A 20,348-nucleotide genomic window follows, 5' to 3' on the forward strand; every position below is an offset into this window, starting at 1 on the left:
TTCCAAGAAAGAGTTCACAGTCCATGTCTATTTTCCGCCGCCCCGACTACCAATCCGACGCCACCCAGTTCATCAACCAGCTCAAGGCGAGCCGTCCCGAACTGGACCAGCAGCAACAAGCCGGCCGTGCCCTGCTGTGGGACAAGCAGGTGGACCGCAAGATCTGGGGCGAGTATCGCGACGCCCAGGTGGCCCAGAAGCCCTACGTGTACCAGACCAACGCCGATTGAGCATCTTTTGAGCCGCAAGCGCAGGTATTTATTGCGCTGATAGCTCCTGATTCAATAGCAAAACATGACCACCGCGAACGCAGGCGAAGCGGCAGACTCGCCCGGCGCGCCCTCGCTGGACGCGGCGGGCATGCCCGTGGTGGTGGACCAGGTGGCCTTGGCGCGCCTGTACGGCGAGCCGCTGTTTGCGCTGCCGCAGGACCTGTACATCCCGCCCGACGCGCTCGAGGTCTTCCTCGAAGCCTTTGAAGGCCCGCTGGATTTGCTGCTGTACCTGATCCGCAAGCAGAATTTCAACATCCTCGACATCCCCATGGTGGGGGTGACCAAGCAGTACCTTGCGTATGTGGACGAGATCCGCAGCCGCAACCTGGAACTGGCGGCCGAGTATTTGCTGATGGCCGCCATGCTGATCGAGATCAAGTCGCGCATGCTGCTGCCGCCCAAGAAGCAGGCAGAAGGCGAAGAACCCGAGGACCCACGCGCCGAGCTGGTGCGCCGCCTGCTCGAATACGAGCAGATGAAGATGGCTGCCGCCCGCCTGGGGCAGATGCCGCAATATGGCCGCGACTTCCTGAAAGCCCAGGTCTACATCGAGCAAAGCCTGCAGCCGCGTTTTCCCGACGTGCATGTGGTGGAGCTGCAGGAGGCCTGGCGCGACATCCTCAAGCGCGCCAAGCTGGTACAGCACCACCGGATCACGCGCGAGGAACTCAGCGTGCGCGAATACATGAGCATGGTGCTCAAGACCCTGCAGGGCCGCCGTTTTGTGGAGTTTGAAGAACTCTTCGAGCCCGAAAAAGGCAGCACCGTGCTGGTGGTGACCTTCATCGCGCTGCTGGAGCTGGCCAAAGAGACGCTGATCGAGATCACGCAGGCCGAAGCGTTTGCGCCCATCTACGTGCGCCTGGCCTACACGCCGGCCTAGGGCCGCCGTCCACTGTTCACCGCCCTGGCCGGTGGCCGTGGCATTACCCCCTTCACACGCAAGCCATGGCATCCCACGACTTCGACGTTCTCATCGTAGGCAGCGGCCTCGCCGGCCTCTCGGCCGCCCTGCACCTGGCGCCCACGCACCGCGTGGCCGTCATCACCAAGCGCACGCTGCAAGATGGATCGAGCGGCTGGGCCCAGGGCGGTATTGCCGCCGTGCTGGCCGACGACGACAGCTTTGCTGCCCACATCGAAGACACGCTGGTGGCCGGCGCAGGCCTGTGCGACCTGGCCACCACACGCTTTGTGGTGGAAAACGCACCCGCATCGATCGCCTGGCTGCGCCAGCTGGGCGTGCCCTTCACGCTCGAAGGCGACCAGCTGCACCTCACGCGCGAAGGCGGCCACAGCGCCCGCCGCATTGCCCATGTGACCGACGCGACCGGCGCCGCCGTGCAGCGCACGCTGATCGATGTGGTGCGCGCCACGCCCGGCATCACGCTGTTCGAGCAGCACACGCTGGTGGACCTGATCACCACGCGCAAGCTGGGCTTGCCGGGCCACCGCTGCCTGGGGCTGTATGCGCTGGACAGCGACACCGACGAGGTCGTCACCTTCCGCGCGCCACAAACCATCCTGGCCACGGGCGGCGCAGGCAAGGTGTACCTGTACACCACCAACCCCGACACCGCCACGGGCGACGGCATTGCCGCCGCCTGGCGCGCGGGCTGCCGCGTAGCGAACATGGAGTTCATCCAGTTCCACCCCACGGGCCTCTACCACCCGCACGAAAAATCCTTCCTCATCAGCGAGGCCGTGCGTGGCGAGGGCGGGCAGCTCAAGCTGCCGCCCTCGGCAGGCGGCACGCGCTTCATGCTCGACCACGACCCGCGCGCCGAACTGGCCCCGCGCGACGTGGTGGCCCGCGCCATCGACTTCGAGATGAAAAAACACGGCCTCGATTGCGTGCACCTCGACATCTCGCACCAGAGCCCCGCGTTTTTGCAGGAACATTTCCCCAACATCCTGGCCCACTGCGCGTCGCTGGGCATCGACATCACGAAGGAGCCGATCCCCGTGGTGCCCACCGCCCACTTCACCTGTGGCGGCGTGCTGACCGACCTGGCGGGCCGCACCGACCTGCCCGGCCTGTACGCCGTGGGCGAGGTGGCCTGCACCGGCCTGCATGGCGCCAACCGCCTGGCCAGCAACTCGCTGCTCGAATGCATGGTGTTCGCCCGCGCCGCCGCTCAGGCCATCGCCGCAGCGCCGACCACAGAACTGCCCACCGTGCCCGCCTGGGACGACAGCCGCGTGACCGATGCGGATGAATCCGTCGTCATCTCCCACAACTGGGACGAGCTGCGCCGCTTCATGTGGGACTATGTGGGCATCGTGCGCACCAACAAGCGGCTGGAGCGCGCCGCGCACCGCATTGCGATGCTGCAGGGCGAGATCCAGGAGTTCTACGCACACTTCCACGTCACGCGCGACCTGCTGGAGCTGCGCAACCTGGTGCAGGTGGCCGACCTGATCGTGAAAAGCGCCCAGCTGCGCCGCGAAAGCCGGGGCCTGCATTTCAGCCGCGACTACCCCGAGGTGGCAGCGCCTGCCGCCCCTACCATCCTCGTCCCACCGGTGCCCCGATGACCTACAGCGTCAAAGAAATTTTCTACACCCTGCAAGGCGAAGGCGGCCAGGCGGGCACACCCGCCGTGTTCTGCCGCTTTGCAGGCTGCAACCTCTGGACGGGCCGTGAGCAGGACCGTGCGCAGGCCGTCTGCCAGTTCTGCGACACCGACTTTGTGGGCACCGACGGCACGCTGGGCGGCAAGTTCGAAACGGCCACGGCACTCGCAGAGCTGATCGCCGCCCAATGGCCTGCAGGCGCGGGCCACCGCCTGGTGGTGCTGACGGGTGGCGAGCCCCTGCTGCAGGTCGATGCAGCGCTGATCGACGCGCTGCACGCCCAGCAGTTCCGCATTGCCGTCGAAAGCAACGGCACGGTTGCCGCCCCCGAAGGCATCGACTGGCTGTGCATCAGCCCCAAGGCGGGTGCACCGTGGGTGCAGCGCAGCGGGCAGGAGCTGAAACTCGTCTGGCCCCAGCCCGGCTTTGACCTGTTGGCGCTGGAGCAGGACACGCAGTTCACCCTCCGCTTTCTGCAGCCCATGGACGGCCTGCTGCAGCGCCAGAACACTGCCGCCTGCATTGACGCCTGCCTGGCCCACCCTGCATGGCGATTGAGCCTGCAAACCCACAAGCTCACCGGCATCCGCTGAGAGAGGCCAACAAAACTCCCCTGGCGTCGTTGTCCCGCCTTGTCGTACTACTCGTACTGCCTGCGGCGGAACGCCTAGCCAGGGCCGCTTCGCTGAGCTTTGTTAGCCTCTCCAAGTCCTTCTAAATCACCGTATGTTGTTCACCATCTCCCAGCGCTTCTTCTTCGACGCCGCCCACACCCTGCGCCGCGAGATCGAGGCCGAAGGCAGCCGTCGCGTACACGGCCACACCTACCACGCCGAAGTGTTCCTGACCGGCCCGCGCGACCCCGCCACCGGCATGGTGCTGGACCTGGGCCTGCTGCGCCAGGGCCTGGCCGTGGTGCGCGAGCAGCTGGACCACCACATGCTCGACGAGGTGCCCGGCCTGGGCACACCCACGCTGGAGAACCTGTGCCTGTTCATCGCCCAGGCACTGCCCGCAGACCTGCGCGCCAGCCTGAGCCGCGTGCGCGTGTGGCGCGAGGCGCTGGGCGACAGCTGCGCGCTGGACTTTCCACAGCCCTGACCGGCAACGGCCCTGCCACCGGCAGGTCACCCCCCAAAAGTTCACAGACTTCACCCAAGGAAGCCCGATGTTCCGCACCCTGCTCAAATCCAAGATCCACCGCGTGGCCGTGACCCAGTGCGAGCTGCACTACGAAGGCTCCTGCGCCATCGACGAAGACCTGCTGGACGCCGCCAACATCGCCGAGAACGAGCAGATCCATATCTGGAACATCAACAACGGCGAGCGCTTTGTCACCTATGCCATCAAGGGCCAGCGCGGCAGCGGCATGATCTCGGTGAACGGCTCGGCTGCACGCCGTGCTGCAGTGGGCGATCTCATCATCATTGCGGCCTTCGCCCAGGTGCACGAAGACCAGGTGGCCGCGCACCAGCCGCAACTGGTGTTTGTGGACGACCGCAACCGCCAGACGGAACTGCGCCACGAAGTGCCCACGCAGGCCCTGTAACGATGGCGCCAACCCATGACGCTCTGGTGGCCCGCAGCCTGGCTGCCGTCTGGCACCCGTGCACCCAGATGAAGCGGCACGAGGCCCAGCCTCCCGTGGCGATTGCCCGCGCGCAGGGCCCGTGGCTCTACAGCACCGATGGGAAGCGCTACCTGGACGGCATCAGCTCCTGGTGGGTCAACCTGTTCGGCCACAGCCACCCACACATCCAGGCCGCGCTGGTGGACCAGCTGGGACATCTGGACCACGTGATGCTCGCGGGCTTTACCCATGCGCCCGTGGTGGAACTCTCCGAGCGCCTGGCCACGCTCACCGGCCTGGGCCATGCGTTCTACGGCAGCGATGGTGCCGCCGCCACCGAGATCGCCCTGAAGATGAGCGCGCACTACTGGCGCAACACCGGTCGCCCCGCCAAGAGCCGCTTTGTGGGTCTGGCCGGTGGCTACCACGGCGAAACCGTGGGCGCGCTGGCCGTGACCGACATAGCGATCTTCCGCGAGGCCTACGCGCCCCTGGTGCGCCTGGCTGACACCGTGCCCAGCCCCGATGCACGCGGCGCAGGCCCCGGCGAGACAGCCCAGGACGTGGCCCGACGTGCCGCTGCGGCGCTGGAGGCGTGGTTGCAGGAGCACCACGCCACCACCGCCGCGCTGATCGTGGAGCCCCTGGTGCAATGCGCAGCGGGCATGGCGATGCACGACCCCGAATACCTGCGCCTGGCGCGTGCGCTGTGCAGCCGCTACGAGGTGCACCTGGTGGTAGACGAAATCGCCGTGGGCTTTGGCCGCACGGGCACCATGTTCGCCCACCAGCAGGCCGGAATCCGGCCGGATTTCATTTGCCTGTCCAAAGGCCTCACGGGCGGCACACTGCCGCTGTCGGCCGTGCTCACCACCGATGCGGTGTACGCCGCGTTCTACGACGACGATGTGGCGCGGGGCTTTCTGCATTCGCACTCGTACACCGGCAACCCTCTGGCCTGCCGCGCAGCGCTGGCCACGCTCGAATTGTTTGAGCAACTGGATGCACTGAAAACCAACCAGACGCTGGCGCAGCGCATCGATGTGGCCTGTGCACCCCTCACGCAGCACCCGCGTGTGCGGCATGCACGCCGTATCGGAATGATCTGGGCCTGGGATGTAGACACTACCCTGCCCGACTTTGCGCGCCGTTACCACCAGCACGCCATGGCACGCGGATTGGTGCTGCGGCCCATTGGCAAGACGCTGTACGCCATGCCACCCTATGCGCTCGACGACGAGGCCGTGCAGAGCCTTGCCAGCGGCGCGCTCGATGCGCTGAACGCCACCCTGCAGGAGGAAAGTTGATGATGGGATGTTTTGTGACCGGCACCGACACCGGTGTCGGCAAGACGCTGGTGTCCGCCGGGCTGCTACACGCTCTGGCGCGCCACCACCGCCGCGTGGTGGGCATGAAGCCCGTGGCGGCTGGCCTGGTGCCCTGGGGGGACGACTGGGCCAGTGAAGACGCGATTGCGCTGCGCTCGGCCTCTACCCTGGCCGTGCCGCCAGCGCTGGACAACCCCGTGCTGCTGCCCGACCCGCTCTCGCCCCACATCGCCGCAGCGCGGGCGGGTGTGCAGATCGACATCGCTGCCATCGTCGCCAGCTACCAAACGCTGGCCGCACAGGCCGACGCCGTGGTGGTGGAGGGGGCAGGCGGTTTTCATGTGCCGCTCACCGATACGCTGACTGGCGCAGACCTTGCCCAGGCCTTGGCCTTGCCGGTGGTGCTGGTGGTGGGTTTGCGGCTGGGCTGCCTGAACCATGCGTTGCTGACCGCCGAGGCCATCCGTGCGCGGGGCCTCACGCTGGCGGGCTGGGTGGCCAACCGGGTGGACCCCGACATGGAGGCGGTGGAGGACAACATTGCCTACCTGCGTACCCGGCTGGGTGCACCGCTGCTGGCCGATGTGCCGCACCAGGAGCTACCCGAACCCGGCAGCCTGGTGTTTGATTTGCCCAAGGACTGGCGATGACAAGCGCCACGGCACCACAAACGTCGTGGCTCGACGAGATCCCCGCGCGCCTGGCCGACATCGAGCGCGCGCACCTGCTGCGCCGCCGCCGCGTGGTGGTGCCCGCCGAGGGTGCCCGCCTGTTGGTGGACGGCCAGCCCATGCTGGCCTTTTGCAGCAACGACTACCTGGGCTTGGCCAGCCACCCAGCGCTGGCCGAGGCTGCCCGCGACGCCACGCACACCTTTGGCGTGGGCTCCGGCGGCTCGCCCCTGGTGAGCGGGCACAGCGCCGCCAACGATGCGCTCGAGCACGACCTGGCCGCCTTCGTGCAACTGCCCCGTGCGCTGTACTTCTACGCGGGCTATGCCACCAACACCGGCATCATCCCCGCGCTGGTGGGTGACGGCGATGCGCTGTTCTCCGATGCACTCAACCACGCCTGCCTGATCGACGGTGCCCGCCTGTCGCGCGCCACCATCCACCGCTATCCCCACGCCGACCTGGCAGCGCTGGAAGCGCAGCTTGCCGCCAGCCCCGCTCGGCGCAAGCTGGTGATCAGCGATGCGGTGTTCAGCATGGACGGCGATCTCATCGACATCCCAGCCCTGCTCGCGCTGTGTGAGCGCTACGACGCACTGTTGTTGCTGGACGATGCCCACGGCTTTGGCGTGCTGGGCCCCCAAGGGCGCGGCAGCCTGGCACGGGCGGGGCTGACGGGCCCCCACGCCTCGCGCCGCGTGCTGTACATGGCCACGCTGGGCAAGGCAGCGGGCGTGGCGGGCGCTTTTGTGGCCGGCGATGCAGCCCTCATCGAATGGCTGCTGCAGAAAACGCGCACCTACATCTTTGCCACCGCCGCGCCACCGCTGCTGGCGAGCGCACTGCGCCAAAGCCTGCAGCTCATGGAGGAAGCCGACGACCGGCGCGCGCACTTGGACGGACTCATCGCGCAACTGCGCCAAGGCCTGTCCACGCTGCCTGCATCGCTGGGCTGGCACCTGCTGCCGTCGCACACCCCCGTGCAGGCCCTGATCATCGGCAGCAACGAAGCGGCGCTGGCGGTGATGGAAGGCCTGCGCGCCAAAGGACTGTGGGTGCCTGCCATCCGCCCGCCCACCGTGCCAGCGGGCACGGCGCGGCTGCGCATTGCGCTGTCCGCCGCGCACACCACCGACGATGTGGCGCAACTGCTGGCCGCGCTGCATGCGCTGGCGACACCGTTGGTGAGTCGCTGACAAGCCGCAGTACCATGCACAGCCCAGGCGCCCTGCCAGTGCAGGCCCTCCCCTATCCTTCCAGCGAGACGATTCCATGCCCCACCTGACCATCGAATACTCGGCCAACCTGCCCCACTACCCCGAAGCCGAAACGTTGACGGCCCTGAACGCCGCCCTGTGCGCCCATCCCCAGGTGCAGGACGAGGCCGACCTGAAGACGCGCTTCATCGTGGCCGACAGCTTCGAGATCGGCATCGCGCCCGCCAACCGCGCCTTTGTGCACGCACAACTGCGCCTGCTGTCAGGCCGCACGCCCGAGGCCAAGAAGGAGCTGTCCGACCTCATTGCCGCGGTCCTGCGCGAGCGCACCCCCAAGCCCCAGGGCGTGATGGTGCAATTGAGCGTGGAGATCGTCGATATGGACCGGGGCTCGTACGCCAAAGAGCGGCTCTGACGCTGCGCTCTTGCCCCCGCCTCAGGCCCCGTCGCCTGCGTTGCCGGTGATGGGCTGCACGATGCCCGTGATGTAGCTGGAGCAACACGGGGCCGCCAGGAACACGTCGGCGGGCGAGATCTCCTCGGGTTGCGCCGGGCGGTCCAGACGCGTTGTGACGCCAACCTTTTCCACTTCCTTGGCCAGGCGCTCCGCCGGGATCAGCGGTGCCCACACCGGCCCCGGCGCCACCGCTTTCCCGCGGATTCCCAGGTCGGCCAGTTGTGCGCCAGCACCTTGGTAAAGGCATGGATCGCGCCCTCGGTGGCCGGGAGCGAAGGGGTCGGAGGCGGTCACGGCGGAATGTCTTTCTGCCGACAGGGGCTCCAGGTCAACCGGAGCCAAAAAAGGGGCGCCTGGGCTTCAAGGCCAGTGCGCCCACGGTGGTACGGACGGCGAGTTCAACGACCGGGCCGGGGCAGTACACACTGCCCCGGCCCGGCCACTTCAGTCGCAGCAACGGTCAGCCGGCATCCTTGGACTTGCCAGTATTGCCCTGGTTGCCGCCAGACGCAGTGCTGGATGCGCTCTGGGAGCCCGCACCTTTCTGGTTCTGCTGGCCAGGCTGCTGCTGGCCCGAACTGCCGCTGGTGCGTGTGGAGCGCCACTGGCTGAAGTCATCCGAGAACTTCTGGTAGCGCTCCTTGCGCCAACTGTCGTAGTCGTCATCCAGCATGCGCAGTTGCTCGTCGCGCCACTGCTGGTAGTCGGGATCGCGGTGGCCCCGGCTCTGCTGGGCGGGCGGTGCATTGCGGGTGAAGCCATAGGCGTTGCCATAGCCACCCTGGCCGCGTTCATCGTCGCGATAGGGCGAGGCAAAGCGCCCTTCGTCGTCGCGAAAACCCTGGCTCTCGTACGGGGCGCCCCAGGCCTGGTGCTGACGGCCGGGGCCGTTGTCGTAGCCCGAGCGGCCCTGAGGCCCATACGCGCCAAAACCTTCACGCCCCGAGCGCGGGTAGCCCTGCGATTCGCTACGGCTGCGGTTCAGGCCGTACTGGCCATAGCGTTCGTGGCCATAGCGTTCTTGCTCATAGCGGTCGCTGCGGTCATTGCGGTTCTCGAACTCCTGGCGGTAACCGCCAGGGCTGCTGCCGCGATGGTCTTCGCTGCCGTAGCCCTGGTGGTCACCGCGCTCGGTAAAGCGCATGTCGTCGGCATCGCGGCCCATGCCATGGCGGGAAAAGTTGCTGTCGTCGCTGTCTCTGTAGCCCATGGTGTTCTCCTTGCGGTCAATGGGAATATCAAAAGTTGAAAGTGAATAGGAATGGAAGGGTGCGGCTGGCCACATGCTGTTGTGGCCCGCCCGGTCTCAGGGCTGGCTCTTGTGCGAATCGCGGCTGCCTTGCTGCTTCTGGTCGCGGCCCTGCGCGTGTGTGTCGGCGTCGTTGCGGGCGCCTTGCTGGCGGTGGGTGTTGCCGCCCGTGCTCTGCTCGGCCTGCTGCTGCCCGGCGGGCGACTGGCGCTGAGACGAAGGGGTGTTGGGCTGGTTCTGCGGGTTGTTTTGAGACATGGTGGCTCCTGTCGAAGTGGTTGAACAAAGGTGGCACAAAAAGCCTTCAAAGGCGTCTTGTGTGGGTTCATGTTCGAGGGGCACCGCAGCGCTTTTTGTAGGCCGTGTCCTATAGGCCTGTGGGCCAGGTGCGATGCGGTGTAAGCAAGCGCACAGCAGGTAGCGGGATGCAAAAGGGGGCATTTGCCAGACCGCAGCAACCGGCCTTGCCAGGCCGGTGCGGTCAGGCTGGGTAGGCGCCATGCAAGCGCCTACAGCCCGGGCAAGCTGCGTCACATCCTGATGCACAGGATGCGCGTTGGCACGCTCGGCCCCCTGACTGAACGACCACCGAAGGCAACACACCCACGGCCTTATCCACTGCGCTGAACGGCTCCTGCGGCGGCCGCCAAACACCTGGGGGCGGGACGCCAACAGGGAGGTTGCGAGAAAAGGACTGGCTACGCGTCCAGCGTGGCGTCCAGCCAGCCGCGCAGGCTGTTGATGAAGGCCCAGCCTTGCACGCGGGGGATGTCGGCCACGCGCAGCACGGCCTCCACCACGTGGCCGTCCTGCAGTGCCACGGCGCGGCCCACGCCGGGCAGCAGGCCGCAGGACAGGGGCGGCGTCACCCAGCGCCCATCGATGAGCGCGGCGATGTTGCCAAAGGTGCCTTCGGTGATCTCGCCCGCCTCGTTCCACAGCACGGTATCGAACACGCCGGGGGTGGTGGGTGCAAACGCCGCGTAGTGCGCGCGCCGCGTGGTCTTGTAGCGCACAAACTCGCTGTGTGCGGCCGCAAAGGGGCGCAGCGCCAGTTGCAGGCGCACAGGCACTGCCGTGGTCTGCAGCGCAAAGGCCTCGGCGCGGGCGCTGCCGTCCGCCGCCAGCAGCAGGCGCACCCGCCAGTCGCCATCGCGGTGTTGCAGGGCGGCAATCTGCAGCTCCTGGCGCACCGCATGGGCGTTGAACACAAAGCCGAAATGCGCAGCCGCCTCGCCCATGCGGCGCACATGCTGGTCGGCGTGCGTGAACTTGCCGTGGTGCAAGCCCAGCGTTTCGAGCACCTCGAACGGAGCGCTGGCCCGCTCGACAAAGGCGCGCTTGTGGTGCCACTCGGCCCATTCGGCGCCCGCCTCGGCACCCGAGGTGATGCCGCTGCCAATGCCGCAGGTGGCTTTGGCAACGCCGGGGGAGGCCTCCGCACCGGCACCCGTACCCACGCCACGCAGCACCACGGTGCGGATGGGCACGTTGAACGTGGCCGCCACCGGGTGCAGGCCGTCCGGCCCCGCCGCCCCGCCAGGCCGCACCACACCTACCGCGCCGCAATACACACCGCGCGGCGCGGGCTCCAGCGCGCGGATCATCTGCATGGCGCGCACCTTGGGCGCCCCCGTGACGGAGCCACAAGGGAACAGCGCCGCAAACACATCCGTCAGCGTGGTGCCGGGCCGCGTGCGCGCCGTCACGTCCGAGGTCATCTGCCACACCGTGGGCAAGGCCTGCGTGGCAAACAGCGCAGGCACCTGCACGCTGTGCGGCAGCGCAATGCGCGACATGTCGTTGCGCAGCAGGTCCACGATCATCACGTTCTCGGCACGCTCCTTGGGCGCCGTGCGCAGGTGCTCGGCCTGCTGCGCGTCCTGCTCGGGGGTGGCGCCGCGCGGGGCCGTACCCTTCATGGGGCGGGCCAGCAGGGTGCCGCCTTCAGACGCGTCCAGCCAGTCAAAAAACAGCTCGGGCGACACCGACAGCACATGCTCGTCACCCGCCTGCAGGTAGGCGGCATAGCCCCCGGGCTGGGCGCGCAACAGTGCAGCAAACAGGGCCTGCGGCGAGCCCTGCAGCGTGCCGCGAAAGGGCGCGGTGTAGTTGACCTGGTAGAGCTCGCCCGCCGCGATGGCCTGCTGGATCTGCGCCAGTGCCGCGTCAAATTGCTCGCGCTCGGGGCTGTCGTCCCACACCACCTGCGCTGGGGTTGCCGCTGCGGCAGCATCCGCCGCGTCGTCGGTCCCGGGCTGGGGCGCGTCGTACACGGCGAACCAGGCCAGCGGGCCGTCGGCCGCATGGGTCTGCAATGCGGCATCGAAGGCCGGGGCGGCCTCGTAGCGCACATGGCCCACGCACCAGCGTCCTTGCTGTGCGGTGGCAAACACGGCGTCGAGCACACCGCGCACCTCGTGCAGTGCCTGGGCCACCAGCACCTCGCGCGGGGCCTCGAAACGGTGGCGCAGGCGCGCGGCGCCTGCGCTCAGCGGCTGGGTGAAGTCAATGTGGCAACTAGAAGTCAAAGCAGGCGGAGGCGCTAGTGGATCATGCGCCTGTAGCTATCAAAACATGAGCAAACATCAACACGTCGTGCGCACTCAGGCAGCGCCCAGGTGGGGCAACAGTGCGCCGGTGGGCTGACCATTCCTGAGCGCCGCCGTGAAGGCCAGCATGCGGTCAATCGGCTGGCGCGCACGCGGGATCAGTGCAGGGTCCACGTGCACAGCGTTCGCACCGGTCTCCAGCACGCGGGCCACATCGGCCAGGCCGTTCATCGCCATCCAGGGGCAGTGTGCGCAGCTTTTGCAAGTGGCGCTGTTACCCGCCGTGGGGGCTTCGTAGAACGTTTTACCGGGGTTGAGCGTGCGCAGCTTGTGCATCATGCCGTTGTCGGTGGCCACGATGAACTCGGTGGCATCCATCTCGCGCGCGGCCTTGAGGATGGCGCTGGTGGAACCCACGGCGTCGGCCAGGGCCACCACGTCGGCGGGACTTTCGGGGTGGACCAGCACTTTGGCCTGTGGGTGCTGCTTTTTCAGCAGCTCCAGCTCCAGCGCCTTGAACTCGTCGTGCACGATGCAGGCGCCGTTCCAGAACACCATGTCAGCGCCCGTCTCACGCTGGATGTAGGCGCCCAGGTGGCGGTCGGGCGCCCACAGGATCTTCTGGCCTGCGGCCTTGAGGGCGCTCACGATGTCGAGCGCGCAGCTCGAGGTGACCAGCCAATCGGCCCGCGCCTTCACAGCGGCACTGGTGTTGGCGTAGACGACCACGGTGCGGTCTGGGTGCTGATCGCAAAACGCGCTGAATTCGTCGATGGGGCAGCCCAGGTCCAGCGAGCAGGTGGCGTCCAGGTCGGGCATGAGCACGGTCTTTTCCGGGCTCAAGATTTTGGCTGTCTCGCCCATGAAGCGCACGCCGCTCACCACCAGGGTCTGCGCCGCGTGGTCACGGCCAAAGCGCGCCATTTCCAGCGAATCGCTCACCAGGCCGCCGGTTTCCTCGGCCAGGTCCTGCAGGTCGGGGTGCACGTAGTAGTGAGACACCATGACCGCGTTCTTTTCCTTCAGCAGGCGGCGGATCTTGTCTTTCAGCGCTGCACGCTCAGTTTCCGAGGGCTCAGGCGGCACGCGCGCCCAGGCATGTTTTGTAGAGCAAACAGCGCCCGGTGTCGCCTCGTCAGGCTGCTCGTATTCGACGTCGATACGGTTCAGGGTTGCGGTGCTCATGCCAGCTCCTGCAGGCGCATCGAAAAGTCGGTGGCCTTCACGTCCTTGGTCAGGGTGCCGATGGAGATGCGGTCCACGCCGGTCTCGGCCAGTTCGCGCAGGCCGTCGAGCGTGACGCCGCCCGATATTTCGAGGATGGCGCGGCCTGCATTGATGCGCACGGCCTCGCGCAGCATGGGCAGCGGCATGTTGTCCAGCAACACCATCTTGGCGCCCGCGTTCAGCGCCTCGGTCAGTTGCTCCAGGGTTTCGACTTCGATCTCGATGAACTTTGCCTGAGACGCCACCCGCTCGGCCGCGCGCAGCACGGCGGTCACGCCTCCCGCAGCGGCAATGTGGTTCTCTTTGATCAGCACCGCATCGTGCAGGCCAATGCGGTGGTTGGTGCCGCCGCCCACGCGCACGGCGTACTTTTGCGCCAGGCGCAGGCCGGGAATGGTCTTGCGCGTATCCACGATCTGGGCGCGGGTGCCAGCCACCACATCCACATAGGTACGGGTTTTGGTGGCCACTGCCGACAGCAGTTGCAGGAAGTTGAGTGCCGTGCGCTCGGCGCTCAGCAGCGCGCGGGCATTGCCTTCAAGCTCCAGCACCACCTGGTCGGGGGCGCAGCGCTGGCCCTCGGCCACATGCCAGGTGATCTGCACCGTGGGGTCGAGGGCGCGCAGCGCGGCCTCGGCCCAGGGGGCGCCGCAGATGACGGCGGCTTCGCGTGCCAGGATGCGCGCGCGGGCGCGGCGGGCGGGGTCGATCAGGCCGGCGGTGAGGTCGCCGGTGCCCACGTCTTCGGCCAGGGCGCGGGCCACATCGGCCTGGGCCAGGGCCTTCACTTCGGTATCGCTCATGGGGGTCTTTGCGGGGGAATGTGCGGAATATGTCGCAGCTGTCATGGGCCGCGAGCATACCGGGAACGCAAAGGCCACTGTGCCAGCGCTGGCCCCTGGGGCCCGCGCTGGAAACCAATAAGTACACCCAGTATTGGTCGCATAGACTCGCGGCAATTTTTTGGCACCACCGCGCTCCATGACCGCCACCAGCCCTGTTTCCGCCACGCCCTACGGCACGCTGCCGCCTGCATCGCCCCTGCCCCAGCGCCGCCCCGTGAGCCTGCCGCGCCTGGCGCAAATGCGCGCTGCGGGCGAGAAGATCACCATGCTCACCGCCTACGACGCCACCTTTGCGGCCGTGGCCGATGCGGCGGGGGTGGAATGCATTTTGGTGGGTGACTCGCTGGGCATGGTGTGCCAGGGCCTGCCCAGCACGGTGGGAGTGACGCTGGACACCATGGCCTACCACACGGCCAGCGTGGCGCGCGGCCTGCACCGCGTGCAGGGCACGGCCTGGCTGGTGGCCGACCTGCCCTATGGCACCTACGCCGAAAGCCGCGAACAGGCGCTGCGCAGCGCCTGCGTGCTGATGCAGGCGGGCGCGCACATGGTCAAGCTCGAAGGTGGCGGCTGGACGGCGGCCACAGTGGAATTCCTGGTGCAGCGCGGCGTGCCGGTGTGCGCCCACCTGGGCCTGACGCCGCAAACGGTGCACGCGCTGGGTGGCTACCGCGTGCAGGGCAAAACCGACGACGCGGCCCGCACGCTGCGCAAAGAGGCCCATGAGCTGCAGGACGCGGGCGCCGCCATGCTGGTGCTGGAGATGGTGCCCGCAGCGCTGGCCGCAGACATCACGGCCGAGCTGCCGCACTGCCACACCATCGGCATCGGCGCGGGCAACGGCACGGCCGGCCAGGTGCTGGTGTTGCACGACATGCTGGGCATGAACCTCGGGAAGATGCCGAAGTTCGTGCACAACTTCATGCAGGACGCGGGCAGCGTGCGCGGCGCCCTGGAGGCGTATGTGCAGGCCGTGAAGCAAGGGCGTTTCCCGGACAACGCTGTGCACGCCTGGTGAGCCCTTTTCTTCTCTCCTTCTGACCCCTCCGACCCCATGCTGATTGCCCGCTCCGTTGCCGACCTGCGCCAGGCCCTGGCCCCCTACCGCCGCCCTGCGTTTGTGCCCACCATGGGCAACCTGCACGACGGGCACATTGCCCTGGTGCGCCAGGCCAAGCCCCTGGGCGATGTGACCGTGGCCAGCATCTTTGTGAACCGCCTGCAGTTTCTGCCGCACGAGGACTTTGACAGCTACCCGCGCACCTGGGAGGCCGACTGCGCCCAGCTGCAGGCCGCCGGTTGCGACGTGCTGTTTGCCCCGCGCGAGACGGACCTGTACCCCGAGCCCCAGACCTTCAAGGTGCACCCCAACCCGCAGCTCGCCGACATGCTGGAGGGCCATTTCCGCCCCGGCTTTTTTGTGGGCGTGAGCACGGTGGTGATGAAGCTGTTTGCCTGCGTGCTGGGCCAGACCGGCGGCACGGCCGTGTTTGGCAAGAAGGACTACCAGCAGCTCATGGTGATCCGCCACATGGTGCGGCAGTTTGCGCTGCCCATTGACGTCGTAGCGGGCGAAACCTGCCGCGCGGCCGACGGGCTGGCGCTGAGCTCGCGCAATGGCTACCTGGGCCTGGAAGAACGGAAGGAGGCCGTGGCCCTGTCGCAGGCCCTGAAGCGGCTGGCGCAGCAGTGGCTGGGCGCCAGCGACCGCAGCGCGCTGGAGGCCCAGGCGCAAGACGCGCTGCGCGCCCGGGGCTGGGCGCCCGACTACCTCACGGTGCGTCGCCGTGCCGACCTGCTGCCCGCCACGGCCGAAGATGCCGCAGGCACGCTGGTGGCGCTGGGTGCTGCACGGCTGGGCAGCACGCGGCTGATTGACAACCTGGAGTTCTGATTAGCTACTATTTTCATAGCTGCCCAGGCAAATTCCACTAGCGCTTGCAGCCAAAAACTCTTCAATTTATTCAAATCCATCCGTTGCGGGCCAGCCACTGCACCAGCAAGCGGGTCACCACCTCGGGCTGTTCCATGGTCAGCATGTGGCCGCTGTCGGGCAGCAGGTGGTGTTCGGCGCCGGGCACCAGCGCCACGATCTCCGCAGAACATTCGGGCGGCGTGAGCTGGTCGGCCGCGCCACACACCACCAGCACGGGGCAGGCCACCTGCGGCAGATGCACCCGCGCATCGGGCCGATGGATCACGGCGCGGTTCTGGCGCACCAGGTGGTCGGGGCCCGCATCCAGCACAAAGTCCAGGTAGGCCTGCACCAGGTCCGCCTTGGCGGCGTTCACGGGGTGGAAGGCCAGGGCCACGTTGGGCTCGATGACTTCGCGCATGCGGCCCTGTTCAAACAGCTCGATGGCGCCCTCGCGCAGGGCACGCATGTCGGGCGTCTCGGGTCGCGCGGTGGTACCCAGCAGCGCCAGCCCTGCCACACGCTGCGGCGCCTGGCGCGCGGCCTCCATGGCGATCATGCCGCCCATCGACGCACCCGCCAGCACCAGCGGCCCCGCGTGTTGTGCCAGCAGGCGTGCGGCAAAGTCTTCGATGCGGTGCAGGTTCACATCCTGGTGGGCGGTGGCGGCCTCGGGGCGCAGCGCGGCGGGCAGCAGTGGCAGCACGCCGCGCCACATGCGTTCATCAGCGGCCAGGCCCGGCAGGAGCAGTAGTTGGGGGGAATGGGACATGGGTGAATCAGGGCATCACCAAGTTGGTGCGCGATAAGCTAAAGAGAGACAGCCCCAGCAGCGGGGCACGGACCGCACATTGTGAACAGCCGATGACCGCTTGTCACCGCCCCCGGAATAGTTGCCCGCGATGGCTCGGGACTTGCTAGCATGGCCTGCATATGCCCATCCACGCCGCGCTCCACCACGTCACGCATTACCAATACGACCGGCTGGTAGGCCTCGGGCCGCAGACCATCCGATTGCGGCCCGCGCCCCATTGCCGCAGCAATGTGATTTCGTATTCGCTCAAGGTCGAGCCTGCGCAGCACTTCATCAACTGGCAGCAGGACCCGTTTGCCAACTACCAGGCGCGGCTGGTCTTCCCCGAGAAGACGCGCGAGTTCAAGGTCACGGTGGACCTGGTGGTGGAAATGGCGGTGTACAACCCCTTCGACTTCTTCCTGGAGCCCGAGGCCGAGAACATCCCTTTCAAGTACAGCAGCGATGTGCAGCAGGAGCTGGCGCCCTACCTGGCCACCGACCCAATGACACCGCTGGTGCAGGCCTATCTGGACAAGGTGGACCGCAGCAAGCAGCGCACCATCGATTTCCTGGTCAAGCTCAACCAGCAGGTATCGCAGGACATCCGCTACCTCATCCGCCTGGAGCCCGGCGTGCAGACACCCGAGGAAACGCTGCAAAAGGCCAGCGGCTCCTGCCGCGACTCGGGCTGGCTGCTGGTGCAGCTGCTGCGCCACCTGGGGCTGGCAGCACGGTTTGTGTCGGGCTACCTGATCCAGCTCACGCCGGACGTGAAGGCGCTCGATGGCCCCAGCGGCACCGACCACGACTTCACCGACCTGCACGCCTGGTGCGAGGTCTACCTGCCCGGCGCAGGCTGGATCGGCCTGGATGCCACCAGCGGCCTGATGGCGGGCGAGGGCCACATCCCGCTCGCTTGCACACCCCAGCCCTCGGGCGCCGCGCCGATTGAAGGCGGCGTGGACAAGGCCGAGGTGGAGTTCAGCCACGAGATGCGCGTGACGCGCATCTACGAATCGCCCCGCGTGACCAAGCCCTACACCGAAGACCAGTGGCAGGCCGTGCTGGCCCTGGGCGAGCAGGTGGACGCCGACCTGGTGGCGGGCGACGTGCGGCTGACGATGGGCGGCGAGCCCACCTTTGTGGCTGTGGGCGACCGCGATGCGCCGGAGTGGAACACCGACGCCCTGGGCCCCACCAAACGCGGTTTCGCCACCGAACTCACGCACAAGCTGCGCGCCGAATACGGCCAGGGCGGCTTCCTGCACTTTGGCCAGGGCAAGTGGTACCCGGGCGAGCAGTTGCCGCGCTGGGCACTGTCGATCTGCTGGCGCGCCGACGGCCAGCCCGCGTGGCAAAACCCCGCGCTGTTTGCCGACGAACGCAACCCCTCGCACTACACCAGCGCCGACGCCGAGCGTTTTGTGCGCCACCTCACGCGCAAGCTGGGCGTGACGGACCGATTCATTCTGCCCGGCTACGAAGACACCTTCTACTACCTGTGGCGCGAGCGGCGCCTGCCGGTCAACGTGGACCCGTTTGACGCGCGCCTGGACGACGAGCTGGAGCGCGCACGCCTGCGCCGCGTGTTCGAGCAAAAACTCGACAGCGTGGTGGGCTATGTGCTGCCGCTGCAGGCAGGCGAAGGCGCAGGCACGCTGGCGGGCAGCGTGTGGAGCACCGGGCCGTGGTTCTTCCGCGACGACCGCATGCTGCTCATCCCCGGCGATTCGCCCATGGGCTACCGCCTGCCGCTGGACGCCCTGCCCTGGGTGAAGGCATCAGACACCGAGCACCTGATCCCGCAAGACCCGACCGCGCCGCAGGGCACGCTGCCCGCTGCCACCACGCTGCGGGCGCGGTATTCCGTGCCATCCGGCCCGGTCACCGGCGACCGCGACCTGCCCTATCTGGCGGGTGCCACGGCGCCGGGCGAGGCACGCCGCATGACGCAAGGCACGGCTGGTGGCGACCACGCGCGCCTGGCCGGGCAGCCCGACCCGCATGCGGACGTGCAGCCCCCGGGCAAGTTCCAGTCGGCCGCAGGCCTGTCGCGCACGGCGCTGTGCGTGGAAGTGCGCGACCCGCGCCGCGCCAGCGGCCCCAAGGCCGAGAAGGTGGGCGAGAAATACGGCGTGCTCTATGTCTTCATGCCGCCGCTGGCGCGCCTGGATGATTACCTGGACCTGCTGGCCGCCATCGAAGCGACTGCCGAAGAGCTGGGCATGAAGATCGTGCTGGAAGGCTACCCGCCGCCACGCGATGCGCGCCTGAAGGTGCTGGCGGTCACGCCCGACCCGGGCGTGATCGAAGTGAACATCCACCCCGCCAGCCATTGGAAGGAGCTGGTGCAGCACACCGAGTTTCTGTACCAGGCCGCGTGGGAGACGCGCCTGTCGGCCGAGAAGTTCATGACCGATGGCCGCCACACCGGCACCGGTGGCGGCAACCACTTCGTGATGGGTGGTGCCACACCGGCCGACTCGCCGTTCTTGCGCAAGCCCGAGCTGCTGGCCAGCCTGCTGCTGTACTGGCACAACCACCCCAGCCTGAGCTACCTGTTCAGTGGCCTGTTCATCGGCCCCACCAGCCAGTCGCCGCGTGTGGACGAGGCACGCAACGACCAGCTGTACGAGCTGGAGATCGCACTGCGCGAGATCGAAACCAACCGCACAACCTATGGCCAGGACATGCCGCCGTGGCTGGTGGACCGCACGCTGCGCAACATCCTGGTGGACGTGACGGGCAACACGCACCGCAGCGAATTCAGCATCGACAAGATGTTCTCGCCCGACAGCAGCACCGGCCGCCTAGGCCTGCTGGAGCTGCGCGCGTTCGAGATGCCGCCCCACGCCCACATGAGCGTGGTGCAGCAGCTGCTGCTGCGCGCCCTGATCGCCCGCTTCTGGAAGACGCCCTACCGCGCGCCCGCCGCCCGCTGGGGCACCGAGCTGCACGACCGCTGGATGCTGCCCACGTTCATCCAGCAGGACATGCACGACGTGGTGGCCGAGATGAACGCCGCAGGCTACGCGTTTGACGCGGCCTGGTTTGCACCGCAGTTCGAGTTCCGCTTCCCCATGGTCGGCACGGTGAAATCGATGGGCGTGGAGCTGACCCTGCGCAACGCGCTGGAGCCCTGGCATGTGATGGGCGAGGAAGGCTCCGCCGGGGGCACCGTGCGCTATGTGGACTCGTCGCTGGAGCGCATCGAGGTGCGCGTGACCGGCATGAACGAAAGCCGCCATGTGGTCACCGTCAACGGTCAGCCGCTGCCGCTGCAAAGCACCGGCACCACCGGCGAGTTTGTGGCGGGCGTGCGCTACAAGGCCTGGAACCCGCCCTCTGCCCTGCACCCCACCATTGGCGCGCATGCACCGCTCACGTTCGACATCGTGGACACCTGGATGAACCGCTCGCTCGGTGGCTGCCAGTACCACGTGGCCCACCCGGGCGGGCGCAACTACGACACCTTCCCGGTCAACGCGTATGAGGCCGAAAGCCGCCGCCTGGCGCGCTTCTCGCGCATGGGGCACACGCCGGGACGGCTGGCGGTACCGCCTGCGACCATTGAACTGCCGGGCAGCCGGGAGTTTCCATTCACGCTGGATCTGCGGCGCAAGATGCGGAGGTAGAGAAGCCCCCCTGAGTCGCCTGCGGCGCATTCCC

General features: G+C 67.6%; 19 protein-coding genes and 1 pseudogene. 13 read left to right on the plus strand and 7 right to left on the minus strand.

Features of this window, described 5'->3' with window-relative positions; translation table 11 throughout:
• The first annotated feature begins 23 nt into the window (after nucleotides 1-23).
• From C8C95_RS04485 to C8C95_RS04530, 10 genes are all read left to right on the plus strand, one after another.
• Nucleotides 24-230, plus strand: coding sequence for a DUF3460 family protein (locus tag C8C95_RS04485; protein WP_056058580.1), 207 nt, complete (start codon nucleotides 24-26; stop codon nucleotides 228-230).
• Nucleotides 231-294: 64 nt separating this feature from the next.
• Entirely contained in the window at nucleotides 295-1,158 is an 864-nt protein-coding gene (locus tag C8C95_RS04490; protein WP_207780570.1) for a ScpA family protein, read from the plus strand.
• 65 nt (nucleotides 1,159-1,223) lie between these two features.
• Complete coding sequence (nadB, locus tag C8C95_RS04495) at nucleotides 1,224-2,813, plus strand: L-aspartate oxidase (RefSeq protein ID WP_116747795.1); 1,590 nt, start codon at nucleotides 1,224-1,226, stop codon at nucleotides 2,811-2,813.
• The gene (queE, locus tag C8C95_RS04500) at nucleotides 2,810-3,445 is read left to right on the plus strand and encodes a 7-carboxy-7-deazaguanine synthase (RefSeq protein WP_116747796.1); all 636 of its coding nucleotides are present in this window, start codon (nucleotides 2,810-2,812) and stop codon (nucleotides 3,443-3,445) included. Before nadB ends, queE begins: the two co-directional genes overlap by 4 nt.
• A 133-nt stretch (nucleotides 3,446-3,578) precedes the next feature.
• A complete protein-coding gene (locus tag C8C95_RS04505; protein WP_056058569.1) occupies nucleotides 3,579-3,953 on the plus strand; it encodes a 6-carboxytetrahydropterin synthase in 375 nt (124 codons plus the stop codon).
• A 67-nt stretch (nucleotides 3,954-4,020) separates the two neighbouring features.
• Nucleotides 4,021-4,401 (plus strand): aspartate 1-decarboxylase, encoded by a 381-nt coding sequence (panD, locus tag C8C95_RS04510; protein WP_116747797.1) that lies wholly within the window; start codon nucleotides 4,021-4,023, stop codon nucleotides 4,399-4,401.
• Nucleotides 4,402-4,403: 2 nt separating this feature from the next.
• A complete protein-coding gene (gene bioA, locus C8C95_RS04515; protein WP_116747798.1) occupies nucleotides 4,404-5,729 on the plus strand; it encodes an adenosylmethionine--8-amino-7-oxononanoate transaminase in 1,326 nt (441 codons plus the stop codon).
• Nucleotides 5,729-6,400 (plus strand): dethiobiotin synthase, encoded by a 672-nt coding sequence (gene bioD / locus C8C95_RS04520; protein WP_116747799.1) that lies wholly within the window; start codon nucleotides 5,729-5,731, stop codon nucleotides 6,398-6,400. The genes bioA and bioD overlap by 1 nt, the downstream gene beginning before the upstream one ends.
• Entirely contained in the window at nucleotides 6,397-7,617 is a 1,221-nt protein-coding gene (gene bioF / locus C8C95_RS04525; RefSeq protein ID WP_116747800.1) for an 8-amino-7-oxononanoate synthase, read from the plus strand. The genes bioD and bioF overlap by 4 nt, the downstream gene beginning before the upstream one ends.
• Before the next feature lie 76 nt (nucleotides 7,618-7,693).
• Nucleotides 7,694-8,053 (plus strand): 5-carboxymethyl-2-hydroxymuconate Delta-isomerase, encoded by a 360-nt coding sequence (locus C8C95_RS04530; protein ID WP_110960097.1) that lies wholly within the window; start codon nucleotides 7,694-7,696, stop codon nucleotides 8,051-8,053.
• 21 nt (nucleotides 8,054-8,074) lie between these two features.
• Here the strand turns inward: C8C95_RS04530 and C8C95_RS04535 are convergent.
• The 6 genes and pseudogenes from C8C95_RS04535 to nadC all read right to left on the minus strand — a co-directional run.
• A pseudogene (locus tag C8C95_RS04535) lies at nucleotides 8,075-8,361 on the minus strand (SDR family oxidoreductase); the annotation flags it as partial.
• 194 nt (nucleotides 8,362-8,555) lie between these two features.
• Nucleotides 8,556-9,305 carry a hypothetical protein gene (locus C8C95_RS04540; RefSeq protein ID WP_116747801.1) on the minus strand — a complete coding sequence of 250 codons (750 nt, stop codon included), beginning with the start codon at nucleotides 9,303-9,305 and terminating at the stop codon, nucleotides 8,556-8,558.
• A gap of 96 nt (nucleotides 9,306-9,401) precedes the next feature.
• Nucleotides 9,402-9,602, minus strand: coding sequence for a hypothetical protein (locus tag C8C95_RS04545; RefSeq protein ID WP_056058943.1), 201 nt, complete (start codon nucleotides 9,600-9,602; stop codon nucleotides 9,402-9,404).
• 440 nt (nucleotides 9,603-10,042) lie between these two features.
• Nucleotides 10,043-11,875, minus strand: a complete 1,833-nt coding sequence (locus tag C8C95_RS04550) for a chorismate-binding protein (protein ID WP_116747802.1) — start codon at nucleotides 11,873-11,875, stop codon at nucleotides 10,043-10,045.
• 75 nt (nucleotides 11,876-11,950) lie between these two features.
• Nucleotides 11,951-13,081 carry a quinolinate synthase NadA gene (nadA, locus tag C8C95_RS04555; RefSeq protein WP_116747803.1) on the minus strand — a complete coding sequence of 377 codons (1,131 nt, stop codon included), beginning with the start codon at nucleotides 13,079-13,081 and terminating at the stop codon, nucleotides 11,951-11,953.
• Nucleotides 13,078-13,926 carry a carboxylating nicotinate-nucleotide diphosphorylase gene (nadC, locus tag C8C95_RS04560; protein ID WP_116747804.1) on the minus strand — a complete coding sequence of 283 codons (849 nt, stop codon included), beginning with the start codon at nucleotides 13,924-13,926 and terminating at the stop codon, nucleotides 13,078-13,080. Before nadC ends, nadA begins: the two co-directional genes overlap by 4 nt.
• Nucleotides 13,927-14,104: 178 nt before the next feature.
• Here nadC and panB point away from each other — a divergent pair, with 178 nt between their 5' ends.
• A complete protein-coding gene (gene panB / locus C8C95_RS04565) occupies nucleotides 14,105-14,986 on the plus strand; it encodes a 3-methyl-2-oxobutanoate hydroxymethyltransferase (RefSeq protein WP_116747805.1) in 882 nt (293 codons plus the stop codon).
• 36 nt (nucleotides 14,987-15,022) lie between these two features.
• Nucleotides 15,023-15,862 carry a pantoate--beta-alanine ligase gene (gene panC / locus C8C95_RS04570; protein ID WP_116747806.1) on the plus strand — a complete coding sequence of 280 codons (840 nt, stop codon included), beginning with the start codon at nucleotides 15,023-15,025 and terminating at the stop codon, nucleotides 15,860-15,862.
• 70 nt (nucleotides 15,863-15,932) lie between these two features.
• Here panC and C8C95_RS04575 read toward each other — a convergent pair whose 3' ends face one another.
• Entirely contained in the window at nucleotides 15,933-16,655 is a 723-nt protein-coding gene (locus C8C95_RS04575) for an alpha/beta fold hydrolase (RefSeq protein ID WP_116747807.1), read from the minus strand.
• Between the two features lie 161 nt (nucleotides 16,656-16,816).
• On the opposite strand from C8C95_RS04575, the gene C8C95_RS04580 reads away from it, so the two are divergent.
• Nucleotides 16,817-20,314 carry a transglutaminase family protein gene (locus C8C95_RS04580; RefSeq protein ID WP_116747808.1) on the plus strand — a complete coding sequence of 1,166 codons (3,498 nt, stop codon included), beginning with the start codon at nucleotides 16,817-16,819 and terminating at the stop codon, nucleotides 20,312-20,314.
• Nucleotides 20,315-20,348 lie beyond the last annotated feature (34 nt).

The organism is Acidovorax sp. 99 (assembly GCF_003096455.1).
Taxonomy (GTDB): Bacteria; Pseudomonadota; Gammaproteobacteria; order Burkholderiales; family Burkholderiaceae_C; genus Acidovorax; species Acidovorax delafieldii.